The organism is Pantoea pleuroti (genome assembly GCF_014156615.1).
GTDB lineage: Bacteria > Pseudomonadota > Gammaproteobacteria > Enterobacterales > Enterobacteriaceae > Pantoea > Pantoea agglomerans.
In genome coordinates this window covers 90,436-113,709 of sequence record NZ_SBFD01000004.1, presented here as the reverse complement: position 1 = coordinate 113,709, position 23,274 = coordinate 90,436, and the positions used below count along the sequence as shown (strand labels likewise).

Below are 23,274 nucleotides of genomic sequence, written 5' to 3'. Positions count from 1 at the left end.
TTATCCCTTACTTCCGCCGCTGGTGAGACCGCTAACCAGCGTCTTCTGCAACCAGATGGCAATAAACAGTGGCGGCACCGAAGCCAGAATGCCGATTGCCGCGATCAGCCCGTCATCGGTCGCGCGTCCGGCGGTGAAACCGGCAATGGCGACCGGCAGGGTCTGTGCCGAAATATTGCTGGTGAACAGCAGCGCGTAGAAAAACTCATCCCAGGCGAGCAGCCAGCCGAACAGCGCGGCAGCGCCCAGCACCGGTTTCGCCAGGGGCAGCGTAATGCGCAGCAGAACCTGCCAGAAGCGCAGGCCATCCAGCCGTGCCGCCTGTTCGATATCACGCGGCAGCGAGTCGAACTGGTTCTTCAGCATCCAGGTCAGAAACGGCAGGATCAGCGAACAGTAGACCATCACCAGGCCGGGACGGGTGTTGAGCAGCCCCAGCTGTTGCAGCAGAAAGTAGAGCGGCAGCACAAACGCCACGGGCGGCACCATATAGATTGCCAGAGCGCCGGACAGCCAGGCATCGCGACCGCTGTAGCGTGAAAAGCTGAACGCCGCAGGTATCGCCAGCAGCAGCGAGATCGCTGTGGCCACCGTCGCCACCAGCAAACTGTTACCCAGCGCGTGCAGAAAAACGTTGCCGGGTTGATTCGGCGCCAGCGAAACCAGCCCCTGATAGCGACTGAAATCCCACTGACGCGGCAGCCACTCCAGCGGCACGCGGGAGAGATCGCTGGCAGAACTGACGCTCATCAGAAACAGCCAGCCCATCGGGGCCAGGTTGCTGACAGCGACCAGCAGCGCAGCCCCGTAACGCAGCACCCGTCTCAGTTTAGTTTTCATAAGCGGTACTCCGGCGGCGCTGATGCCATAACATCAGCAGATAGAGCGTGATTAGCAGGGCGCACATCAGGGTCATCAGTATCGCGTAGGCGGCACCGCTGCCGGCACGCAGATAGCTGAACGACTCCTGATAAACGAAAAAGCTCAGGGTTTTGGTGCTGTCCACCGGCCCGCCGCGCGTCATCACATAGATGATGTCGAAGATTTTAAAGGCATCAATGGTGCGTAACACCAGCGCGACGCCGAGCGGAGCAACAATCGCCGGGAAGGTAATCGCCCGGAAACGCCGCCAGGCGGAGGCACCGTCCAGTCGTGCCGCTTCAAACAGATCCTCGGGGATCGACTGCAGCGCCGCCAGCACCAGCAGGGTGACCAGTGGATAGTTTTTCCAGATATCCGCGAACATCACCGCATTGAGCGCCGCCTCCGGCGATCCCAGCCAGCTACGATAGCCGTCAATGATGCCGAGCTGGCTGAGCAGGGCATTGATGCTGCCGTAGTCAGGGTTGAAGTTGAGCCGCCACATCATGGCATTGACAATGGTCGGCAGCGCCCACGGCAGAATTACCAGTACACGCAAAACGTTGCGCCCGATGAATTTTTGATTCAGCAGCAGCGCCACCAGCACGCCGATAATCCCTTCAACGGTGACCGACACAAGGGTGAAATAGAGTGTGCGCCAGATCGACGCCCGAAAGTCGGGATCGCTAAGCGCATAGAGATAGTTTTCCAGCCCAATCCAGGCAGGCGTTTCACCACTGCCAATCAGCGCAGCATCGGTAAAGCTGAGCCAGATGGTACGCAGCAGAGGCCAGGCGGTTAACAACAGCATTACCAGCAACATGGGTGCCAGCAGCACCCATGCCTGACGCTGTTCGCGTTGACGCAAACTCAGCATCATGACTCCTTAACGCAGCCGGGCGGCGCTTTTATCAACCGTCGCCATCGCGTCCTGCGCCGGGGCTTTACCCAGCAATACCTGCTGTAACTGCTGTTGCAGCTGGTTCGACAGACGGGAATAGTCTGCGGTCTCCGGACGTGACAGCATCACGTTTAGTGATTTGTCCGCCGCGGCAATCAGGCTCTCCTGATCCTTTTTCACTGCTTCATCCTGATAAGAGGATTTCCAGATTGGCAGGCTGAGCTTCGCATACTGATTCTGTACCGGCTGTGAGGTCATGTACTGAATGTACTGCCACGCCTCGTTGGCATGGGTGCTGCCTTTGGTGATCCCCAGGCCCATTGAGCCGTTCACCGCCCCGACTTTACCAGGTGCATCGCCAGGCGCAGGCATGATCCCAACGTCGCCCGCCACTTTGCTCTGCTTCGGATCGTTGGCCATGTTGTACATGTAGGTCCAGTTCAGCGCGAAAGCCGCATCGCCATTAGAAAACGATTTACGTACATCCTCTTCCAGATATTCACGCGACGCCGGGTTACTCAGACCCTCATCAAGCGAGCTTTTCATCAGGTTAAGCGCCTTGAGTGAAGCCGGGCCGGAGAAGTTAAGCTTGCCGTTCTGGTAGAACTGACCACCAAAGCCTGAAACAAGCGTGGTGTAGTCACACACCAGCGCCTCAGCCTGGGACCAGCTCCAGACCAGTGGCCAGGTGACAATCTTTTTATCCTTGATGATCTTCGCGTCATCCAGCACCTGCTGCCAGGTCTGAGGCGGCGTGGTGATGCCCGCTTTAGCCAGCATCGCTTTGTTGTAGTAAAGGTATTTGGTGTCGAGGATCCACGGCATACCCAGCGTTTTGCCTTTGTAAACCACGGTGTTCATCGCGCCCGGGAAGACCTTCTCTTTATCCTCTGGCGTAATGCGTGCGCTGACATCCTGCAGCAGATCGAAACGGGCGAATTCCGCTGGCCAGATGGCATCGAACAGCACCACATCATAGCCATTGCCGCCTGCGCCACGCGCCGCCACAATCATGTCGTGCAGCGCCTCATAAGGAACAAACTCCAGATTGACGCTGACATCCGGGTGCTGCTTCTGAAAATTTTGCGTCATCGCGCGGATATCATTTTCGCTGTAAGCCGCCTGGGTCATAAACAGGGCATTAATCTGGCTGGCCGCCGCCGCGCTGCCTGCGCTTAACATCAGTAAGGCGGCAAAACCGGCTTTTAGTTGGGGTAGGTAACGTTGTGACATGGTCTTCTCCACTGTGCAGCAACAGGCTGTCGGTTAATTAAATCAATTTGATTGATTTAATCGGGGGCGTAATTTTGGTCAGTGGGTGAACTGACCTGTCTGGATCTAAGCAAACGGCGTGCCAGAACGCCGGAGGGCATAGCAACATAGCCGTAACAACGCTGAAACTCAGACTGCGCTTTTATGGCAAAATTGCCTATCCTGATGCGCGAGAATTGCGTGCAGCATCAAAGATATTGTTTGCCCGAATGCTTTCGGAGACCAATACTGTCGGGTCCCGCTGAAATGGAAAACAACATGAAAACCTCGGGTACCAACCTTGAACATGCGCGGGCGCACAACCGACGTGTGGTGATTGAAGCCATTCGCCTGCACGGTGAACTGACCCGTGCCGAACTGGCCCGCATGACGGCGCTGACGCCGCAGACCGTCTCGAATATCGTGGCGGAACTGGAACAGGCCGAACTGCTGACCAGCCGCCAGCCACGCCGCAGCGGGCGTGGTCAGCCCTCAATTCCGGTTACGCTCAATCCCACCAGTGCCTGGTCGATCGGCATTCATCTTGATCACCAGACGCTGCTGCTGGTTCTGGTCGATCTCAGTGGTGAAGTGCATTTCCGCCGCCTCGTTCTGGTGCAAAAGCCTCAGCCTGCTGCCACCCTGGCGTGCATTGCCAGCGTGCTGGAGGAGATGCGCGCCTTCCTGGGTACTCAGTGGCAAAAAGTGCTGGGGATTGGCGTGGTGATGCCAGGGCCTTTTGGTGTGGAGGGCATTTCATCAGTGGGGCCGACCACGCTGAACGGCTGGGAGCAGGTCGATATCGAGGCTGAACTCGCCACCATTAGTGGTCTGCCGGTGACGCTGGAAAATGATGCTACGGTCGCCGCCATCGGCGAACGCTTTCACGGCACAGCGCGCCACCTGAACTCCTTTATCTATCTCTATATCGGCACCGGCCTGGGCGCGGGGATCTTCACCGATGGCCATATCTATACCGGCCACGCCCATAATGCGGGCGAAATCGGACACATTGTGGTGGAGCCGGGCGGTCGCGACTGCTACTGCGGAAATCAGGGCTGTCTGGAGCGTTACGTCTCGCTGCAGGCCGCCTATGAATTCTGCGGTCTCGATCCGATGCGGGCGCTGCCCGAAGATCTGTTGCAGATTGAACCCGCGCGTTTTACCGCATGGATTGAAAATGTGACGACGCCGTTGCGTCAGGCGATCAATATTCTGGAGTCGGTGTTTGATGCCGAGGCGGTGATTATTGGCGGGATGATGCCTGCGCCGCTGCTGGAGCAGATGGTACAGCGATTGCCACCGCTTTATCAGTCGGTGCGCGGACGATATCTTAATGATATGCGACTAAAAATTGGCATGACCGGCAGCGATACAGCCGCTCTCGGCGCCGCCGCTTTACCGATTTTCGATGAATTTAATCCAAAGTTTCAGGTGCTGATGAAGTAGGCAGGGAAAAGGGCGCTGCTGCAGGCAACAGCGCCACAGGCATTAACCCGGGTAGATACCGCGATCTTTACGCGCCATCAGAATACGCTCACAGGCCACGATATAGGCCGCGGTGCGCAGCGAGCACTCTTTCTCCTTCGACTTTTCCCAGACGTGTACCATCGCTTCCGTCATGATCTTGTCTGAGCGACGATTGATCTCATCTTCGCTCCAGAAGAAGCTGGCCATGTCCTGAACCCACTCGAAGTAGCTGACGGTCACGCCACCGGCATTACAGACCACGTCCGGCACCACGATAATGCCGCGGGTGGCCAGCATGTCATCGGCATCCGGATAGGTCGGGCCGTTTGCGCCTTCCAGCACGATTTTGCAGCTCAGGACTTCAGCACGCTCACGGGTAATCTGACCTTCCAGCGCCGCCGGGATCAGAATATCCATCCCTGTGGTCCAGAATGCCTCTTTATCAATGCTCTGCGCGCCAGGGAAACCGGCAATCTGCTTATTGGCGATCTGCCATTCGCTCAGGGCAGCCATGTTGATGCCATCGGCATTAAACAGCGTCGCGGTGTGATCCTGAATCACTACCACACGAGCGCCCGCCTCATCAAACAGGCGTGCCGCTTCGCTGCCGACGTTACCGAAGCCCTGAACTGCAACGCGTGCGCCTTCAATCTCAATACCTGCACGGCGTGCCACTTCGCGTCCGGTAATAAACACGCCGCGACCGGTGGCTTTTTCACGCCCCAGTGAACCGCCCAGATGAATCGGTTTGCCGGTGACGACGCCGGTAATCGTTGTGCCGTGGTTCATGGAGTAGGTGTCCATCATCCACGCCATCACTTTGCTGTTGGTCCCGACGTCTGGTGCAGGAATATCTTTTTGCGGCCCGATGATGATGCCGATCTCACTGGTGTAACGGCGGGTCAGTCGCTCAAGTTCACCTTCGGACAGTTTGAACGGATCAACGCGGATGCCGCCCTTAGCGCCGCCATAAGGCAGGTTAACCGCCGCACATTTGATGGTCATCCATGCGGAGAGCGCCATCACTTCATTAAGGTCGACATCCGGATGGTAGCGAATACCACCTTTACCTGGGCCGCGCGAAAGGTTGTGCTGAACGCGATAGCCTTCGAAATGGCGAATCGAGCCATCATCCATCTGGAGAGGAATATCAACAATCAACGCACGTTTTGGATGACGCAAAGTATCTATCCAACGTGAAAGATCGCCCAGATAGGGCGCAACCCGGTCGATTTGCTGTAAATAGGTGGACCAGGCAGATGTGCTGCTTTCAGACGCATAAGATAACTTATCCATAAAAAACCTTTCTTAATGAAGTTATTTATTGTGTGGAGCCGTGGATGGAGAGCGCATTGCATTGCGCCGACATAATCTAACACTCCTGAAACAAATAAGATGTGGCATCAGCCATGCCACAATGCAGCAATGCCCTGTTTTGGGGCGGGGTGAGTGAATAGATTAGTATTGCTGACCCCTTACAGACGAATAAAGATGCGCGTGAAGTGCGTATTTTCTGCATAGGACGGGAAATATCGCTATCTTTCAGATCTTTGAGGGCGTTCAAAAAGTTAAATAATTGATCGTCACCCTGTTGACTTTGCTGCACCAATTAAGTGCATGAGAATAAGTAATCAAAGGATTACATAAAGTAATGGATTGGGCGTTAATAGCGCAGGCTAATCAGGTATTTAGAAAGGAGAATGGGTCAGGGCTGAGGAAGGGAGAATAACGGCCAGCGCAGTGGCTGGCCAGAATGAATTCTACTGATGCAGAGCCTGTTCGGCTTCTTTCAGTTCCTGGCGGGCGTCAGCCAGTTTATCTTCGCGCTTCTGGATCTTGCTGGCGCTGCGTCCTTCTGCTTTCGCTTTCGCCAGTTCCTGTTCGCGTTCCTGTACCTTCAACTTTTTCTCTGCCACTTTTTCCTGACGCTGCTTTAGCAGACTGCTTTCGGTACAGTTCTGACTCACTTCGCTCAGCGCTTTTTCAAGGCCGGCAACCTGGTGGGTATTATTGTGCTGGCGGGCAAAAGAGAGCTGAGTCTCAATCTCCTGCTTTTTGGCTGCACAACCTGTCAGGTCAGAGGCCGCGTGCGCAGCAGTATAAGTCAGGGGTAACAGGAGAAGGCTGAAGGTCAGTAAGGTCTTTTTCATCTTAGTCTCGTCTATGAGTCAGGGTTGTGGCACCAGTATACGGAACCACCTTAAGAGATTCTTAACGAAAAAAAATATTTACTGGCGCGGAAAAACGGGGGTAAAGACGGAGCTGCCTGCTTTCAGGCAGCGCTGGAGGCCCTGGATTGGGAAAATTGCAGATTACAATCAGGTCCACTAAGCATTACCGGATGACCATCCTGACTCTGCTGTTCAAAATAGTCCTGCATCTGCTGGCTGATGCCGGCACCACACCACATCACATGATGCTGATGGAGATCAGTTTTAACGGCTGGCTGACCAGAAGCACGCGAGTCAACCTCGACATTAAAGCCCATCGCAGTAAGACGAATGGCTTCAAGCCAGATTTCGGTTTTATCCAGTACGCTCACCGCTTCCAGAAACAGGGGAATGGAGGATTCGTTGCGCGATGAGGCGCGCATGACTTTATCCGCCTGCTGTTGAACAGTTTGCTCAAAACGGTTGAGACGCCGTGACGCTCCCCGACGGAGATCGGTGTAAAGCCAGGCGCTTAGCGGCCGCAGCAGATTAATGACGAAATCATCACCGCTATAGTGGCTGGACATTGTGTGCATCTGACGTGAAAGCGACAGCGGTGTGCCAAATTCAAGTTGCCAGAGCAGGTCGCCTTTGCGCGCCGCCCAGCCAAAGGTGGTAACCGTAGAAGCAGACTGCTGACCTTGCCAGATTTCGTCGAGCGTCGCGCCAGTGGCCGTTAAGCCAACCAGGGTCTGGATTTCACTGAGGTGATGTTCACTCCAGCGTTCCTGATACTGCTGCGGCGTCAGTAATCCCTGCTTCATCCAGCTCTTCAGGTTCGCAGGATGTGTGCCGGTTATGGCGCAAACAGTATCGGTGGTATAAGAATGCATATCGTGCCCTCTGTTGAGGGAAAGGCCGCCGGGATCAACCGGGGATGAACCACCACTATGAACCTTATAACAGACGATTAACAGAGGCAGAGTTAAGGCAAACTGGCGCTATGTGCCTGTGACGCTACGCTTATTCGTTGTTATTCTCTGATTAAATTTATGCTGATCAGCAGGTTAAAAGCACTACGATCAGGCAATAAAAACACTGTGTATTTATTCAGTAAATATTCTTTACGCAAATATACCTGGAAACCAGCACATTTAAGCCGTTTTTAAGAGCATGCCGACTCTTCTCCCCCTTACATCCTCCTGCTAAATCGCTAAAATAGCGGGTTCTGATGATCAGGAGAAAGAGTGCCCAATGCGTTATCGTTATACTCTCGCCGTTGTGACGGTTGCTGCTGTGCTGGCCGGCTGCGCGAAGAAAAATGCCGCCAGCGATGCGCCAGATGAATTTGCTGCTGGCCCGACGCAGATTGATGTCTCACACATCAAGACCCGCACAGATGATGGCTCCAGTGTATTCCTGACTGTAGATGGTAAAGACGCCGGAAGATTGCCGAACGGCGAAAGCATGCTGCTGCATGTTCCGGCCGGCAAACACCAGGTTGGCGGCTATGTCCCCACCCTGTTTGGTATGGGTCGGGTGACCATTGCGCCGGTAGAAGTGACCACGTCACCGGACGATGTCAAAAAGGTGGCTTATACGGTCACACGTAATAAAGCGACCTTTGTTGAGAACAAGGACGAGCAGGGCTAAGTGGATGACGGCGGAGAGCCTGGCTCTCCGCTGGAAGGGCTGACGCTATAAGCCCAGTTCGCTCAGTGAAGGATGGTCGTCAGGACGTCGGCCCTGCGGCCAGTGAAACAGCCGCTGTTCTTCACTGATTTTCAGATCGTTAATGCTGGCATAACGCTGCTGCATTAAACCCTGCTCATCAAAAGCCCAGTTCTCGTTGCCATATGAGCGATACCACTGCAGTTGCTCATCATGCCATTCATAGGCGAACCGCACCGCAATCCGGTTCTGGTCAAAACTCCACAACTCTTTAATCAGCCGATACTGCTGCTCCCGCTGCCATTTTTGCTGCAGGAAGGCGATGATTTCTGCCCGGCCGGTCAGAAAGGTATCACGGTTACGCCACTTGCTGTCCGCTGAATAGGCCAGAGCGACTCGCTCCGCATCCCGGCTGTTCCAGCCATCCTCAGCCAGCCGGACTTTTTCTATCGCCTGTGCAGCCACAGTAAATGGCGGTAAAGGCGGACGTGAGTTTTCCAACTTTCTCTCCTTAACAGCGCAGGCAAACGCATTGTCAGCATTCGTTACAGTCGTATCAGAGTTCCAGGGCGTGAATCTGGCAGACGGCACGCGCCGCTTCCTGACCTTTTTTCACGAAATGCTGAGTATAGAAGTCGATAAACTCTGCCGATGGCTGGAAATTATGTGGCGTAAGTGACACAGAGAAGACGGGCACATTGGTTGCCAGCTGCGCCTGCATCAGACCACTTACTACAGCCTGTGCGACGAAATCATGGCGATAGATGCCGCCATCCACCACCAGTGCTGCACAGACAATCGCATCGTATTTGCCGGTCTGCGCCAGGCGTTGCGCCAGCAGCGGCATTTCAAAAGCGCCCGGAACATCCCATGTCTTAATCTCATATGAGGTACCGCGGCTTTCCAGTTCCTGTTCGAATCCGGTCAGAACCTGAGAAACGATTTCGCTATGCCAGTTAGCTTTAATAAAGGCGACTTTCAACGGCTGCATGACTTACTCCAGTAAAAGGTGACATCCAGTGGTAACGGGCCAGATTGCGCCCCTGCACCCCGAATCAAAAATAGTGAGCCCGGCAGGCCAGTAACCTGCTGACAGCCTTCACTATACTGTAATGTAAAGAGTCTGTGTCCATCATTGTGATTATATGTAAATAACTGAGCGATGGATTACCCGCTTATGCTGCCGCAAAAGCCCGCAACGCGTACTGCAAGGCACTCAACACGCACGCTTCAGCCCGCAAAACCCCCTCACACCCTGCTGTTTGCGTAACAGCTTCCAGTTACGTTATTGCTTAAATAAAATACTGGATATTTGAACAGGTGTTTGTATAATTAATCGACTGCCCGCCGGGTATTGGTAGCGTTAGCGAGGGGTGAACCCATGATGATTTCAACTGAAAGCCTCAAATCTCTGGAACAATCGGTCACAATGAGCAGTCGTGAACTGGCTCAGATGACCGGTATTACACACGGAGAAGTGAAGCGGTTAATCAAAAGTCTGGAGACGGCTCAGCGTCTCTCCCAGCCGCTCAGCGTGAATGAGTATGAGCGGGAAGGGGAAGTGCGTCAGGAGTACCGTCTGTGCAAGCGTGACTCGCTGCTGGCCGTGGCTCGCCTGTCGCCAGGCTTCACTGCAGAAGTGCTGGATCGCTGGCAGGATCGCGAAAAGTCGACCCATCTGCCTGACTTTACCAATCCGGCTGAAGCCGCTCGCGCCTGGGCTGAGCAGTTTGAACAGCGTCAGGCGGCGGAGCAGCAGCTGGCTCTCTCGGCACCCAAGGCGGCGTTCTTTGATAACTTCGTTGAGGTTGATGACTCGCTGGGTTTTCGGCAGCTCTGCAAAATGCTGAAAGTGAAAGAACCGGAGTTCCGCCAGTTTCTGCTGGAGCGCAACATCATGTATCGCGCAAAAGGCACCCTGACGCCGCAGCATTACCATCTGCAGGCCGGCTACTTTACGCTGCATACCGGCACGGGCGAAAATCAGCACGCTTTTTCTCAGGCACGTTTTACGTCTAAAGGGGTGAAATGGGTCGCCAGTCTGTGGGCAGGGCATCTCTCTGCTCAGCCAAAAGGCGCAGCCGCGTAACCCTTCCTGTGACCTTGCGGGCAGGCGCGGATGTAGCGGATGTATAAGTGCTGGCAGATGTGCCGGTAAAAGTGCAGATATAAAAAAGGCCGCAACAGAGTGCGGCCTTTTTTGATCGTTAATGATCGATTATCGGGCGACTTACCAGCCTTTAATCGCATCACCCTTGTAAACTTCTTCGGCTTTGGCCGCGACTTCCGGTGACTGCAGCGCAGACTTCAGCTTCTGAATTTTATCGCTGTCTTTATTATCTTCACGTGATACCAGCGCATTGACGTAAGGCGATGAGGCGCTTTCCATAAATAAGCCATCGCGATGTGCTGATAATCCAGCCTGGGCTGAGAAGTTAGTATTGATAATCGACAGAGTGACGTTTGGATCGTCTAAGGTGCGGGTCAGTTGTGGTGTATCCACTTCAACCAGCTTCAGGTTTTTTGGATTTTCGATGATATCCAGTGAGGTCGGTAAATAACCCACATCCGGTTTGAGTTTAATCAGACCCTGCGCCTGCAGCAGCAGCAGGCTGCGTCCCAGCGTAGTGGCTTCGTTAGAGATGGTGATAGTGGCACCATTCTGCAGCTCACTGATGTTCTTGATTTTGTGCGAATAGGCAGCAATCGGGAAGACGAACGTTTTACCCACCACCGCAAACTTGTAGCCGCGCTCTTTAGACTGGGATTCCAGATAAGGCAGGCTCTGGAAGGCGTTAGCATCAACTTCTTTGTTATTCAGCGCTTCATTTGGCAGTACATAGTCATTGAAGTTAAGTACTTCGACATCCAGCTTGTATTTATCCTTCGCCACCTGCTTTACCACCTGCCAGATTGCTTCATCAGGCCCGGTATTAATTGCTACTTTAACTTTGTTATCGTCATCTTTTGAGCAGGCGGATAATAGTAGAACAGAACTGGCGAGTAATGCCGTAAACAGACCTTTCATTATCAGAAATCCCTCAGGTGGTTGATGGCTTCAAAGATAATACAGATCTCACAGGTTGCGTACTGACTGAGGAATATATCTTATAACCACAACGCAAATATTGAACATTAATTAATCAGCGATTCAGCCAGTCCGGTAATGTCCGGTTTTCATCCCTGTGTTCGCTGGCGGAAAATTCCTGTTAACAGGCTTATTAAAACGCAGGCGGGCATCAACACAGTTTTCTTCTAAGCTTACCTATCGGTCACTACTGGCATTCTATTGATTATTAACAGGGATTAACCATGTCGAAGCAAGATAACGAAATTAACGCGGTTGAAGTGATGCGCAGCAGCCAGGCCTGGAACGGTGAAGTGATTGAGGCCTATCCCACCGGCGAACCTGAGCTGACCGTTATGCGGCTGTCACTGCCTGCCCATACGTCATTACCCTGGCACACCCATCCAATGCCTAATGCGGCGTTTATTCTTTCCGGCACCCTGACTGTTGAGGACAAAGAGAGCGGCGAACAGCGCACTTTCCATGCGGGTGAAGCCCTCAATGAGACGGTCAACAGCGCGCATCGCGGTTACACCCTGGATGAGCCAGCCGAACTGGTGATTACCTATGCCGGTGTTAAAGGGCAGGAACTGACCGAGCCATTGCCGGGCGAGCCTGAAGAGTTTTAAACATCCTTACTTCATAATGCACCACAGTAGCGCCACCGGGCAGGCTGAACATATCAGTCACAAGCTTAAGGTGGATTTCGCTAAGCTTTGATGATCTGTGTTTCGCGCCCTTAAAGCGATATGCTGACAGGGCGCAAAGTCATCCGCGACAGAAAAGGCATTTACTCCCCGCCAAACCCCGCTTCCCGCAGCACCGCTTTTGCCTGCTCCGATTCTAAAAAATCCGCCAGCCGACGCGCCTCTGGCGTAATGATCGCACAGGCGTAACGCGCAACAGGATTGAAAGCTGCAGGGATTTCAACGACTGTCAGCCCGGCAATCTGGCTCAGGGCCGCACGATAGCTGGCATAACCGATAAACAGATCCGCCTGATCCTCCAGGATAATCCATTCTGCCGCCAGCCTGCCTGCGGGAATAGGTCCAGAGTCACGCCCACCCACCAGTGCCTTTGCGCGCTGGCGCACCGCTTCACCAGCGTTGCCCATCCGGGTGAAAAGGGTCTGCGCATAGTCGCCAGAGGGATCGGCTGTGGGTGTAGAGGTTGCGATCCGCAGTGTGTCGCGGGTCAGTAGCTGATACCAGTCGTCTCCCGCCTGTAGCCGATCGCTGCGAACCGTGATGCAGAGTTTATTGGTCGTGAACGGTATGACTGCCAGCGCTCGCCCAGCGTACAGCAATTTTTGCGGATGCTCCTCACTGGCTGAAGCAAAGAGATCGCAGGGCTCACCGGCTTCAATCCGTTCGCGGAGCAGACCGGCGGGGCCAAACCGGGTTTCAACTGGCTCAGGAAAGTACGCCATCAGCGCGGGCCAGACCGCTTTCAGGCTGCCCGCCGCCAGTGCGCGCATCACTCTGTTCCCTGATAAGCGGTGCGATAGAAGCGCTGATACCACTTATTGGCCAGCTTATTCATGTCCACATCCTGAAATTTCTGTGGATAGAGTTTTTTCGCCATCCACAATTCGCCAATCCCCATCGCTTCCGGCATTGGATAACCCCATGCTTTGGCGTAGTCCGGCATCAGCCAGACGCGATGATTTTTTACTGCGTCGATAGCCTGCCACTGCGGTGAACTGTTAATTTCATTCACGACGGAGGGATAGCGAGCCTGCACAAAAATCACCTGCGGATCCCAGGCGATTATCTGCTCCATCGACACGGTTTTGAATCCCTTTACGGTCGCTGCGGCGACGTTGACCGCGCCCGCATGCAGCATCATCAGGCCGGTATATTTCCCTGATCCGTAGGTGGTCAGTTCCGGGTTCGCCATATAGGCGCGAATGCGTTTCTCCGCCGGAACATCCTTCAGGCGATCGCTGACGATTTTGCGGCCCTGATCGGTGGCCGTAATCAGGGCTTTTGCTTCTGCCGGTTTATTAACGATCTCGCCGATAAGCGTAATCCCTTCACGCAGTCCTTTGTCATAGGCCATTTCCTCGTCGCGGATAGACGGGTTCATTTTTGCCTTTTCACCCGGCTCGTCATGACGCAGTGAGATAGCCACCACCGGAATGCCCAGCGCGGTAATGCTGTCGATCATCTCATGCGGCGCATAGTTGGTCACAAATACCACCTGCGGATGCAGCGCCACCAGTTTTTCGGGATCAACATGCGTCAAATCTCCCAGTGTCGCTTTCTGATTCAGCTCGGGAGCCAGGCGGGCATAGCTGTCACCAAGTTGCTTCTTCCAGTTCGCCATCACACCGACGATTTTATCGGTCGCGTTCATCTGCACCAGCAGGTTAAGCGTCTGATGCTGAAGCACCACAATACGATCAACACGATCAGGAATCGTGACCTGGCGGCCTGTCTGATCGGTTATCTGGCGCGATGCCTGGGAAGAGAGCGGAAGGAGTATCAGTAAACCGAGTGTGCATGCCTGCCAGAAGCGCTTCATTAACTATCCTCAAAATTCGTTATGCAGTGGATTATATAGCGATAAATGACAGGCGTCACGGTCCGGGTCTGCATTCCGGCATAGATGTGTGTATGAAAAGAGACTGACTGAGGGTTCTGATATCTCTTGCCTGCCCGGCACTGATTATGTGCAACGCCCGTTACTGACTCACCATCACGGTGCCTTCGTGATTTTCCTCCCTAAATTTATCTGATTTATCATGATTTAATTTCTGGCACGCCATTTGCTGAAGTCTGAACAGTAAGCAGCGTTCGACACAATTGATAGCAAATAGCTGGCTAGGGTTCCGGTTCACGCAGGTGAATGTCTGGTCCGAGAGCTGGCGACCTCTGCGAGGTTACACGGCGGGACAAAAGCCCGGGAGACAGCGGCACCAGTTGGTGTCTTGCGCTGCTCCCGTTTTTATGTGCCAACCAGAGGTCAACCATGAAGAAATCACCCCTCCTGACGCTTATTCTGTCGCTGACGCTGCTGGTCAGCGCGCCATCTTTCGCCGCGGTCAAAAAAGAGTTCAATATCTGCTGGACTATCTATGCGGGCTGGATGCCGTGGGGCACCATCAGCAACGAGAAAATCATCGATAAATGGGCCAGCAAATACGGCATCAAAATTCATATCACCCAGCTCAATGACTATATCGAGTCAATCAACCAGTACACCGCGGGTCAGTTCGACGGCTGCACCATGACCAACATGGATGCGCTGACCATACCTGCGGCGGGCGGCATTGATTCCACGGCGCTGATCACCGGCAGCTTCTCCGATGGTAATGACGGCGTGGTGCTGAAAGGCGTAAACAAAAAACTCAGCGACCTGAAAGGGATGTCTGTCTATCTTCCTGCGCTGTCGGTTTCGCACTACCTGCTGGTTCGCGGTCTGGAGAAGGCCGGTTTACAGGAAAAAGACGTTAAGGTCGTGAACACCTCCGATGCCGATATCGTCTCTGCCTTTGGTACCAGCGGCGTGCAGGCGGCGGTTGCCTGGAATCCGCAGCTTTCAGTGATCAAGAAAGCCCCACAAACCACAGAAGTGTTCAGCTCTTCGGCCGTGCCGGGCGAACTGATTGACATGATGGTGGTGAATACAGAGACCCTGAAAGATAACCCCGCGCTGGGCAAGGCGCTGACCGGTGCCTGGTTTGAGATGATGGCGAAAATGCAGGCCGGTGATGCGCAGGCGCTGAGCGCGATGGCTGCCGATTCCGGTACTGACCTCGCCGGATACAAGGCGCAGCTGAAAACCACCCACCTGTTCTGGACCCCAGCCGAAACCCAGACATTTGTTTCTTCTCCCGATCTGGCGAAAACCATGCAGCGCGTCGCCGCGTTCTCCTTTGATAAAGGATTGCTGGGCGAGGGGGCACAAAGCGCTGACTTCATCGGCATGAGCTTCCCTGGCAATATCACCGTCGGTGATACAGCGAACATCAAACTGCGCTTTGACGACAGCTATCTGAAGATGGCCGCTGCGGGCAAGCTGTAATCACCGATCTCAGGAGTATTTGCCATGCGCCACATCAACCGCTATCCCCGGCAGGGAATGCGCCTGACGCTGATGCTATTACCTTTTGTATTGCTGATCGCCGTCTGGTTTATCAGTTCGGCGGTGCGTCTTGAAGCCAACCCACACGACAAACTGCTGCCCGGCCTGTCACAGATGATCGCCGCCATTGATCGGATGGCCTTCACGCCGGACAAGCGCAGCGGCGAATATCTGCTGTGGGCGGATACGTGGATTAGCTTAAGCCGTCTGCTGACCGGCCTGGCGATCTCTTCACTGATTGGTCTCTGCATCGGTGTTGCTGCGGGCGTCTTCCCGATGAGTCGCGCGGCGCTGTCACCCTTTATGACCGTGGTGTCGATGATCCCACCGCTGGCGCTCCTGCCGATGCTGTTTATCGTCTTCGGGCTGGATGAGCTGTCAAAAGTGATGCTGATTGTTATCGGGATTACGCCGATGCTGGCGCGCGACCTGGAACATCGGGCGCGGGAAATCCCCGCAGAGCTGTTTATCAAAGCACAAACCCTGGGGGCGAACAGCTGGACGGTGGTGCTGCGGGTTGTGCTTCCGCAGCTTTTATCGCGGCTGATCACCTCGCTGCGGCTGTTGCTGGGATCCGCATGGCTTTTTCTGATCTCCGCCGAAGCTATTTCCGCAACCGCCGGACTGGGCTATCGCATTTTCCTGGTTCGTCGCTACATGGCGATGGATGTGATCATTCCCTATGTCATCTGGATAACGCTGCTGGCGTGGCTGATGGATCTCGCGCTGCGTCAATTGCACAAAGCCTGTTTTCCCTGGGCGGAAGGAGGCCGGGAATGAGTTTTATCGATATCAAAAATATCTGGCAGGAGTATGGCGACCACGTGGTGCTGGAACGCATCAATCTGCAGGTCAAAGAAGGTGAATTCTGCTCGCTGGTGGGCGCGTCCGGCTGTGGTAAGTCGACATTTTTACGCCTGCTTCTGGGTCAGGAAAAGCCGACACGGGGATCGATCACACTGGATGGCGAACAGCTGCGCGCGGAACCCGATCGCAGCCGTGGCGTGGTGTTTCAGCGTTACTCCGTTTTCCCTCATCTCAACGTGCTGGATAACGTCGCCATTGGCCTCGAACTTCCGGCTTCACCGTTTACTGGCCGGCTGTTTGGCGCCCGAAAACGCCATGCCCGTGAGCAGGCAAAACAGATGCTGGAGAAAGTCGGGCTGGGCCATTCTCTCGATAAATATCCGGCGCAGCTTTCGGGCGGGATGCAGCAGCGGCTGGCGATTGCGCAGGCTTTTGTGATGCAGCCGCGCGTACTGCTGCTTGATGAGCCTTTCGGCGCGCTGGACCCCGGCATCCGCAAAGATATGCATGCGCTGCTGCTCCAGCTCTGGAGCGAAACCCGCATGACGGTGTTTATGGTCACTCACGACCTTGCCGAAGGCTTCAATCTTGGCACCCGGCTGCTGGTTTTCGACAAAGTGCGCATCGATCCTCAGGCCCCCAATGCCTGGGGCGCGCGTATCACTTACGACATCCCGCTTAATGAAACGCGGCTGTCGCAGCTGGCAACCCGCAACAAAAACAACATTTATTCCTTCAAGGAGACCGCTCAATGACCGCACTTTTTCATTCAGCTCCAAGCCTGCGCGAAGAGCAGCTGCCTGGCGGAGGGCACACCTCGCTGATTTTGCGCAAAGGGCAGATCCTGCGCCTGACCGACATCGAGGGTGGCGCGAACGTCAGCATGATGATGCTAAATCCCCACGAGAAAAGTGAACGCCTGAATCTGCCGGACACCCTGAAAGGCCAGCATACGGCTCGCCTGACCACCGGGCACTGTTTCTACTCCGACATGGGACGCGTACTGGCCGCGATTGTGGCGGATAGCTGCGGCTGGCACGACCCGTTTGGCGGCGTACTCAACGCGGCGGAAACGCACCATAAGTATGGAGCCGGACGCTATCAGGAGCTGCGCAACGGCTTCTACCGCAACGGCGCCGATAATCTGCTGGTTGAGATGGGCAAATGGGATCTGGGTCTGGAAGATCTGCTGATGGTCGTCAACTTTTTCAGCAAGGTCACGGTTGATGAGGAGGGCCGCTTCCGGTTCAGCGCGGGCAACAGCCGCGCCGGCGATTTCACTGAACTGTTCGCACCCATGGACGTGCTGATCGTGCTGACCGCGCTGCCACATCCGCAGGATCCCGCCACTGACTATCTCCCGCGACCGGTACAGCTGAGCTGGTATCAGGCCGACGATATGCAGGCCGTCAGCGAAGCGATGGTCACGCGCGGTGAAAACCAGCGCGCGCTTCATAACACCCAACTTTTTGCCCTGTAAGGAGGCTGAGATGACCCTTATCCACTCTGATCGTCGTCCTGAAGATGCCGTCTATCGCCACGTGATCCCGGCAGGCGAACCGTGGCTGTTCGAAGTGAAAAAAGGGCAGACGCTGCGCCTGCTCGACCTCGAAGGGAATCAGGCTATTGATACCCTGTTTTACAACCGCGATAACCCGCGGGAACGCTACGATCCTCAGCGCACGCTGCGTCGTCAGGGACACGTCTATCTGACCACCGGCAGCGTGCTCTATTCGAATCTCGGCAATCCGCTGCTGACTATCGTCGCCGACACCTGCGGTCGTCACGATACCCTGGGCGGAGCCTGCTCGCAGGAGAGCAACACCGTGCGCTATGCCCAGGATAAGCGCTACATGCACAGCTGTCGGGATAACTTTCTCTGTGCCTGCCTGCACGATGGCCGCCTTCACAAACGCGATATCGGTGCCAACATCAACTTTTTCATGAACGTTCCGGTTACGCCGGAAGGCGGTCTGACCTTTGAAGACGGGCTATCGGCACCCGGCAAATACGTTGAGCTGGTAGCCGAATGCAATGTGATGGTGCTGATCTCCAACTGTCCGCAGCTGAATAACCCCTGTAACGGCTGGAACCCGACGCCCGCCGAAGTGCTGGTGTGGAACTGAGTCAGCGTTGCCATGGCGACAAGCGGGACTGAGTTTCTCAGCCTTTTGCGTCAGACCTCTCAACACACCACCGGCGCACGCCTGTTACGTGCCGGTCAGCCCCGGGGACGGCCCCAGGGAATATCGAATTTTGCGGGACGACCCGCATCCCTGAGAGTTCGCTTATGTTTGATACCTTACTGATTGCTAATCGCGGTGCTATCGCCTGTCGTATCCTGCGCACGCTGCGTGCCATGCAGGTGAAAGGGATCGCCGTTTACTCCGAAGCCGACCTGAGCAGTTTACATATCCGCGAGGCGGATGTGGCGCTAAGCCTTGGCGAAGGCCCGGCTGCACAAACCTATCTGGTGACGGAAAAGATTATCGCCGCCGCGCAGCAGAGCGGGGCGAAAGCGATTCATCCTGGCTACGGCTTCCTTTCGGAAAACGCCGCCTTTGCTGAGGCGTGCGAGGCTGCCGGTCTGATTTTTGTCGGCCCCACACCGCAGCAGTTGCGAACTTTTGGCCTGAAACACACGGCCCGCGCGCTGGCGAAAGCCGAAGGGGTGCCGCTGCTGGAAGGCAGTGAACTACTGGCGGATATCAGCGAAGCCCGCCGCGCCGCAGAAATGGTCGGCTATCCGGTGATGCTCAAAAGTACCGCGGGCGGCGGTGGCATCGGTATGCGTGTCTGTCGTGATGCGAATGCGCTGTCAGAGGCGTTTGAAACGGTCCAGCGCCTCGGCCAGAACAACTTCAGCGATGCCGGGGTATTTCTAGAAAAATATATCGAACGCGCCCGTCATCTTGAAGTGCAGATTTTCGGTGACGGAAAGGGCGGGGTAATAGCGCTGGGCATACGCGACTGCTCGGTACAGCGGCGTAACCAGAAAGTGATCGAAGAGACGCCAGCGCCGAATCTGCCCGCAGGTATGGCGGAGGCTTTATGCGCGGCGGCTATCGCGCTGGGAAAAGCGGTGAACTATCGCAGCGCCGGAACGGTTGAGTTTGTCTATGACAGCGTGGCGCAGCAGTTCTATTTCCTTGAAGTGAATACCCGTCTGCAGGTTGAACATGGCGTCACGGAGCAGGTGTGGGGCGTTGACCTGGTGCAGTGGATGATTGAGCTGGCAGCAGGCGATCTTCCTCCGCTTCACGCGTTAGCCGCCGCGCTGAATCCTCAGGGCCATGCCGTGCAGGCGCGAATTTATGCGGAAGATCCGGGGCGGCAGTTCCAGCCTTCGCCAGGGCTGTTAACCCAGGTCCTCTTTCCGGCAGCCGACGGTAAAACCCTGCGAATTGACCGCTGGGTGGAAGCCGGCTGTGAAGTCCCGCCATTCTTCGACCCGATGCTGGCAAAAGTTATCACCTGGCGCCCCACTCGCGAGGAAGCCATCGCCACCCTGGCACAGGCGCTGGCTGAGACCCGTTTCTATGGCGTAGAAACCAATCGTCTCTATCTGTTGCAGATTCTGGCCTTCTCGCCCTTCACGGCTGGCGAACCCTGGACCCGCTGCCTGGAGCAGCTCGCCTATCAGGCGGCAACGGTGGAAGTGGTGAGTGCCGGAACCCAGACCAGCGTTCAGGACTATCCCGGACGTCTGGGATACTGGGCGGTGGGCGTGCCGCCGTCGGGGCCGATGGATGATCGCGCACTGCGTCTGGGCAACCGTCTGCTGGGCAATGAGGAGGGTGACGCCGCGCTGGAAATCACCCTGAATGGACCCACCCTGAAATTTAATACTGAGATTCAGGCGGTGATCTCTGGCGCGCCGCTCACTGTCACACTGGATGGCGTCGGGCAGTCAATGAATTCTGTATTTACCATTCCGGCCGGGGCAACGCTGAAGCTGGGCGCAATAAGTGGCGCGGGCGTCAGAAGTTATCTCTGTCTGAGCGGTGGTATTCAGGTGCCGGACTATTTAGGCAGCAAAAGCACGTTCACCCTTGGTCAGTTTGGCGGACATGCCGGACGCGCACTGCGCAGCGGTGACGTGCTGCATCTCGCTCCGCGTTCCGCGAGCGCAACCGGAACGGAACTGCCCGTCGGACTGCACACAGAGCTTGCCACGGTGCGCACGCTGCGCGTCATTTATGGTCCGCACGGTGCGCCTGAATTCTTTGCGCCGGAGTATATCGAGACGTTCTTTGCCACAGAATGGGAAGTGCATTTTAACTCCAGCCGCACCGGCGTTCGCCTGATCGGGCCAAAGCCAATCTGGACCCGCGACAGCGGCGGTGAAGCAGGGCTGCACCCCTCAAACATTCATGACAACCCGTACGCGATCGGCGCGGTCGATTTTACCGGTGATATGCCGGTGATTCTGGGGCCGGATGGCCCGAGCCTTGGCGGGTTCGTCTGCCCGGTGACGGTAATCGAGGCGGACCTCTGGCAACTGGGACAGCTCAAAGCCGGTGACGGAGTGAAGTTTGTCGCGGTGGATATCACGACCGCCCGCCAACTGGCAGAGGGCCGACGCACCGAACTGATCACGCTTCAGCCACAGGAAACAGACTGGCAGCCTGCACCGCTGATTTCGCCCATCGTGATGACCTGCGGCGAAGCGGATAAACGCCTGGTGGCGCGCCTCTCTGGTGATACGCATCTGCTGCTGGAGGCTGGCGAGCCGGAACTGGATCTGGTGTTACGTTTTCGCATTCATGCGTTGATGCAGGCGCTGGAAGCGCAATCCCGCAACGGCATTATTGATATCACGCCGGGGATCCGCTCGCTGCAAATCCACTTTCAGCCGGAGACGCTGACGCCCGACGTGCTGCTGATGTGGGTGCGCGGTGAGTGGGAGAGGGTCTGCATGAGTGATGACCTTCAGGTTCCCACACGCGTAGTGCATCTGCCGCTCTCCTGGGACGATCCGGCCTGTCAGAAGGCCATCGAAAAATATATGACCACCGTGCGGCAGGATGCGCCGTGGTGCCCGAGTAATCTTGAATTTATCCGCCGTATAAACGATCTGCCGGATGAGCAGGCTGTCTGGAACACGGTCTTTGAAGCCAGCTATCTGGTGATGGGGCTGGGCGATGTCTACCTCGGCGCGCCGGTCGCCACGCCGCTGGATCCCCGTCATCGCCTGGTGACGACAAAATATAACCCGGCCCGCACCTGGACAGCGGAAAACTCGGTTGGCATCGGCGGTGCCTATCTGTGTGTGTATGGCATGGAGGGACCAGGCGGCTATCAGTTTGTCGGCCGCACGCTGCAGATGTGGAACCGGTATCATGAAGTCGCCGATTTTGGCGGTAAACCCTGGCTTTTGCGCTTTTTCGATCAGATCCGCTTTTATCCGGTTCCGGCCAGTGAGCTGTTGCAGATTCGCCGCGATTTTCCCCTCGGTCGCTATCCGCTGCGCATCGAGCACAGCACGCTGCGGCTGGCGGAATATGAGGATTTCCTCGCCCGTGAAGCGCAGAGTATCGGTCGGTTTCGCGATCACCAGCAAGCCGCGTTCCATGCGGAACGTGACCGCTGGATCGCCAGCGGACAGGCCCATTTTGACAGTCAGGAAAGTGTGGCCCATGAAGGCGGCGACACGCCGCTGCAGCCGGGCGAGCAGGGGGTAGAAAGCCCGGTTTCCGGCAATTTATGGCAGGTGCAGGCGACGGCGGGCAGCCGGGTGAGGGAAGGCGATATTCTGGTGGTGCTGGAGTCGATGAAGATGGAGATCCCGCTTCTGGCGCCGTGCGACGGCATTGTTCAGCAGGTCAGCGTACAGCCAGGCAGCGCTGTACGCGCAGGGCAATGCGTGGCGGTGATTATTGAGGATAATGCGGAAGGATGATGACACCTGATCACCTGGTGGCGCAGTGATAATCTGACCCTGCGCCTGCTGATGGTTCCAGACTGGCGGGCGCAGGCGAGTCCGATCACGGCGAAGGGCTATCCGGCGCTCGCGCCCAGTTGGCTTAACCAGCTGATCATCGCCTCACTGCCTGGCTGGCTCAGGGTGCGTTGCGGCCAGACAAGGTAATAGGGTTTGCTCAGCGGCAGGCAAAGATCATCCACTACCACCAGATCGCCCCGTGCCAGTTCCGCCGCGATAAGGCGTCGCTGCCCCAGCAGCACACCAGCACCCGCGACGGCCGCATCAATCGCCAGCGAGGTAAGATTAAAACTGAACGCGGGCTGCGGCAGAGGTTCGTCCATGCCTTTAGTCTGAAACCAGCTTCGCCAGTCCGGCAGAAAACGGCCTTCATTACCCCAGTCGAGGTGGATCAGGGGCGCCCGGCTTAAGATCGTTTCCGGCGTAAAGCGATGTAACAGAGCAGGACTGGCCACCGGCAGCACGTCATCTTGAAACAACTTCAGCTTATCTGACTGCGGGTAACGATCCTCACCAAAGCAGATCACAAAATCGGCGGGCATCGCGGTGAAATCGACCTGAGAATGCGTACCGTGTAACGAGAGATCGATATTCGGGCAATGGTCGCGCCAGCTCGCCAGCTGGGGCAACAGCCACTTGGACGCCAGCGCCGGTAATGTGTAAACCGTGAGTTTTGGCGCACTGGCCGCATGGCGGATGTTTTGCTGACCGAGATGCAGAATATCAAACGCCTCGGTGACATAGCGCAGATACTCTTTTCCGGTTTCGGTCAGCATCACGCCGCTCTGCGTACGTAAAAACAGGGCGCTGCCGAGTTGCTCCTCCAGCTGGCGAATCTGCTGACTGACTGCCGCCGGGGTTAAGGCCAGTTGAGCGGCCGCTTTTGCCAGGCTGCCCAGTTCGGCAGCCACTTTAAATGACTGTATGACGCTGATCTTTGGCAACCGTGGCAATTGGGCAGGCATTAACTCTTCCTTATCAGGGCATTAAGTTTTTATCGTTACGCAGCGTTGCAGGCGACCGGTAGAGTAACATCACACCTGCTCATCATGAGAATTGTTGC

General features: G+C 55.8%; 22 protein-coding genes and 1 riboswitch. Of the genes, 10 read left to right on the top strand and 12 right to left on the bottom strand.

Annotation, left to right across the window (positions count from 1 at the left end; genetic code table 11):
* The 3 genes from EPG66_RS11275 to EPG66_RS11265 are packed head-to-tail and all read right to left on the bottom strand — an operon-like array spanning nt 1 to nt 2,995.
* Complete coding sequence (locus tag EPG66_RS11275) at nt 1-840, bottom strand: carbohydrate ABC transporter permease (RefSeq protein WP_182686845.1); 840 nt, start codon at nt 838-840, stop codon at nt 1-3.
* A complete protein-coding gene (locus EPG66_RS11270; RefSeq protein ID WP_022624334.1) occupies nt 830-1,738 on the bottom strand; it encodes a carbohydrate ABC transporter permease in 909 nt (302 codons plus the stop codon). The genes EPG66_RS11275 and EPG66_RS11270 overlap by 11 nt, the downstream gene beginning before the upstream one ends.
* A 9-nt stretch (nt 1,739-1,747) precedes the next feature.
* Nucleotides 1,748-2,995, bottom strand: coding sequence for an extracellular solute-binding protein (locus EPG66_RS11265; RefSeq protein ID WP_182686843.1), 1,248 nt, complete (start codon nt 2,993-2,995; stop codon nt 1,748-1,750).
* 297 nt (nt 2,996-3,292) lie between these two features.
* Here EPG66_RS11265 and EPG66_RS11260 point away from each other — a divergent pair, with 297 nt between their 5' ends.
* A complete protein-coding gene (locus EPG66_RS11260; RefSeq protein ID WP_039391599.1) occupies nt 3,293-4,462 on the top strand; it encodes an ROK family transcriptional regulator in 1,170 nt (389 codons plus the stop codon).
* A 42-nt stretch (nt 4,463-4,504) separates the two neighbouring features.
* Here EPG66_RS11260 and EPG66_RS11255 read toward each other — a convergent pair whose 3' ends face one another.
* The 3 genes from EPG66_RS11255 to EPG66_RS11245 all read right to left on the bottom strand — a co-directional run bounded on the left by EPG66_RS11255 (nt 4,505) and on the right by EPG66_RS11245 (nt 7,526).
* Complete coding sequence (locus EPG66_RS11255; protein ID WP_182686841.1) at nt 4,505-5,779, bottom strand: Glu/Leu/Phe/Val family dehydrogenase; 1,275 nt, start codon at nt 5,777-5,779, stop codon at nt 4,505-4,507.
* Between the two features lie 464 nt (nt 5,780-6,243).
* The gene (locus EPG66_RS11250) at nt 6,244-6,633 is read right to left on the bottom strand and encodes a DUF1090 domain-containing protein (protein ID WP_182686839.1); all 390 of its coding nucleotides are present in this window, start codon (nt 6,631-6,633) and stop codon (nt 6,244-6,246) included.
* Nucleotides 6,634-6,755: 122 nt separating this feature from the next.
* A complete protein-coding gene (locus EPG66_RS11245; protein ID WP_039389144.1) occupies nt 6,756-7,526 on the bottom strand; it encodes a MerR family transcriptional regulator in 771 nt (256 codons plus the stop codon).
* A gap of 361 nt (nt 7,527-7,887) precedes the next feature.
* Here EPG66_RS11245 and EPG66_RS11240 point away from each other — a divergent pair, with 361 nt between their 5' ends.
* The gene (locus EPG66_RS11240) at nt 7,888-8,286 is read left to right on the top strand and encodes a hypothetical protein (RefSeq protein ID WP_031590690.1); all 399 of its coding nucleotides are present in this window, start codon (nt 7,888-7,890) and stop codon (nt 8,284-8,286) included.
* Between the two features lie 45 nt (nt 8,287-8,331).
* Here EPG66_RS11240 and EPG66_RS11235 read toward each other — a convergent pair whose 3' ends face one another.
* Together EPG66_RS11235 and EPG66_RS11230 are read right to left on the bottom strand one after the other, a co-directional pair.
* Nucleotides 8,332-8,805, bottom strand: a complete 474-nt coding sequence (locus EPG66_RS11235; protein ID WP_039389142.1) for a nuclear transport factor 2 family protein — start codon at nt 8,803-8,805, stop codon at nt 8,332-8,334.
* Nucleotides 8,806-8,860: 55 nt separating this feature from the next.
* A complete protein-coding gene (locus EPG66_RS11230; RefSeq protein ID WP_031590686.1) occupies nt 8,861-9,295 on the bottom strand; it encodes a 6,7-dimethyl-8-ribityllumazine synthase in 435 nt (144 codons plus the stop codon).
* Between the two features lie 390 nt (nt 9,296-9,685).
* Between EPG66_RS11230 and EPG66_RS11225 the strand changes: the two genes are divergently transcribed.
* Complete coding sequence (locus tag EPG66_RS11225; protein WP_182686837.1) at nt 9,686-10,393, top strand: phage antirepressor KilAC domain-containing protein; 708 nt, start codon at nt 9,686-9,688, stop codon at nt 10,391-10,393.
* A 141-nt stretch (nt 10,394-10,534) separates the two neighbouring features.
* On the opposite strand, the gene EPG66_RS11220 is transcribed toward EPG66_RS11225, so the two are convergent.
* Complete coding sequence (locus EPG66_RS11220; protein WP_010247110.1) at nt 10,535-11,332, bottom strand: MetQ/NlpA family ABC transporter substrate-binding protein; 798 nt, start codon at nt 11,330-11,332, stop codon at nt 10,535-10,537.
* Between the two features lie 284 nt (nt 11,333-11,616).
* Between EPG66_RS11220 and EPG66_RS11215 the strand changes: the two genes are divergently transcribed.
* Nucleotides 11,617-12,000 carry a cupin domain-containing protein gene (locus EPG66_RS11215; RefSeq protein ID WP_031590682.1) on the top strand — a complete coding sequence of 128 codons (384 nt, stop codon included), beginning with the start codon at nt 11,617-11,619 and terminating at the stop codon, nt 11,998-12,000.
* A 161-nt stretch (nt 12,001-12,161) separates the two neighbouring features.
* Here EPG66_RS11215 and EPG66_RS11210 read toward each other — a convergent pair whose 3' ends face one another.
* Both EPG66_RS11210 and EPG66_RS11205 read right to left on the bottom strand, forming a co-directional pair.
* The gene (locus EPG66_RS11210; RefSeq protein WP_064702886.1) at nt 12,162-12,848 is read right to left on the bottom strand and encodes a molybdate ABC transporter substrate-binding protein; all 687 of its coding nucleotides are present in this window, start codon (nt 12,846-12,848) and stop codon (nt 12,162-12,164) included.
* Nucleotides 12,848-13,897 carry an ABC transporter substrate-binding protein gene (locus EPG66_RS11205; protein WP_182686835.1) on the bottom strand — a complete coding sequence of 350 codons (1,050 nt, stop codon included), beginning with the start codon at nt 13,895-13,897 and terminating at the stop codon, nt 12,848-12,850. Before EPG66_RS11205 ends, EPG66_RS11210 begins: the two co-directional genes overlap by 1 nt.
* Before the next feature lie 288 nt (nt 13,898-14,185).
* A riboswitch (guanidine-I (ykkC/yxkD leader) is annotated at nt 14,186-14,284 on the top strand.
* A gap of 60 nt (nt 14,285-14,344) precedes the next feature.
* Here EPG66_RS11205 and EPG66_RS11200 point away from each other — a divergent pair.
* The 6 genes from EPG66_RS11200 (at nt 14,345) to uca (ending at nt 22,169) form a co-directional block, all read left to right on the top strand.
* The gene (locus EPG66_RS11200; protein ID WP_163658662.1) at nt 14,345-15,400 is read left to right on the top strand and encodes a putative urea ABC transporter substrate-binding protein; all 1,056 of its coding nucleotides are present in this window, start codon (nt 14,345-14,347) and stop codon (nt 15,398-15,400) included.
* Nucleotides 15,401-15,424: 24 nt separating this feature from the next.
* Nucleotides 15,425-16,240, top strand: coding sequence for an ABC transporter permease (locus tag EPG66_RS11195; RefSeq protein ID WP_010247123.1), 816 nt, complete (start codon nt 15,425-15,427; stop codon nt 16,238-16,240).
* A complete protein-coding gene (locus EPG66_RS11190; RefSeq protein ID WP_083069656.1) occupies nt 16,237-17,022 on the top strand; it encodes an ABC transporter ATP-binding protein in 786 nt (261 codons plus the stop codon). The genes EPG66_RS11195 and EPG66_RS11190 overlap by 4 nt, the downstream gene beginning before the upstream one ends.
* Nucleotides 17,019-17,747 carry an urea amidolyase associated protein UAAP1 gene (locus tag EPG66_RS11185; protein ID WP_134161427.1) on the top strand — a complete coding sequence of 243 codons (729 nt, stop codon included), beginning with the start codon at nt 17,019-17,021 and terminating at the stop codon, nt 17,745-17,747. The genes EPG66_RS11190 and EPG66_RS11185 overlap by 4 nt, the downstream gene beginning before the upstream one ends.
* Before the next feature lie 10 nt (nt 17,748-17,757).
* Nucleotides 17,758-18,393, top strand: coding sequence for an urea amidolyase associated protein UAAP2 (locus EPG66_RS11180; RefSeq protein ID WP_039389127.1), 636 nt, complete (start codon nt 17,758-17,760; stop codon nt 18,391-18,393).
* A gap of 164 nt (nt 18,394-18,557) precedes the next feature.
* Complete coding sequence (gene uca, locus EPG66_RS11175) at nt 18,558-22,169, top strand: urea carboxylase (RefSeq protein ID WP_182686833.1); 3,612 nt, start codon at nt 18,558-18,560, stop codon at nt 22,167-22,169.
* Nucleotides 22,170-22,267: 98 nt separating this feature from the next.
* On the opposite strand, the gene EPG66_RS11170 is transcribed toward uca, so the two are convergent.
* Complete coding sequence (locus EPG66_RS11170; RefSeq protein ID WP_182686831.1) at nt 22,268-23,176, bottom strand: LysR substrate-binding domain-containing protein; 909 nt, start codon at nt 23,174-23,176, stop codon at nt 22,268-22,270.
* Nucleotides 23,177-23,274: the final 98 nt, after the last annotated feature.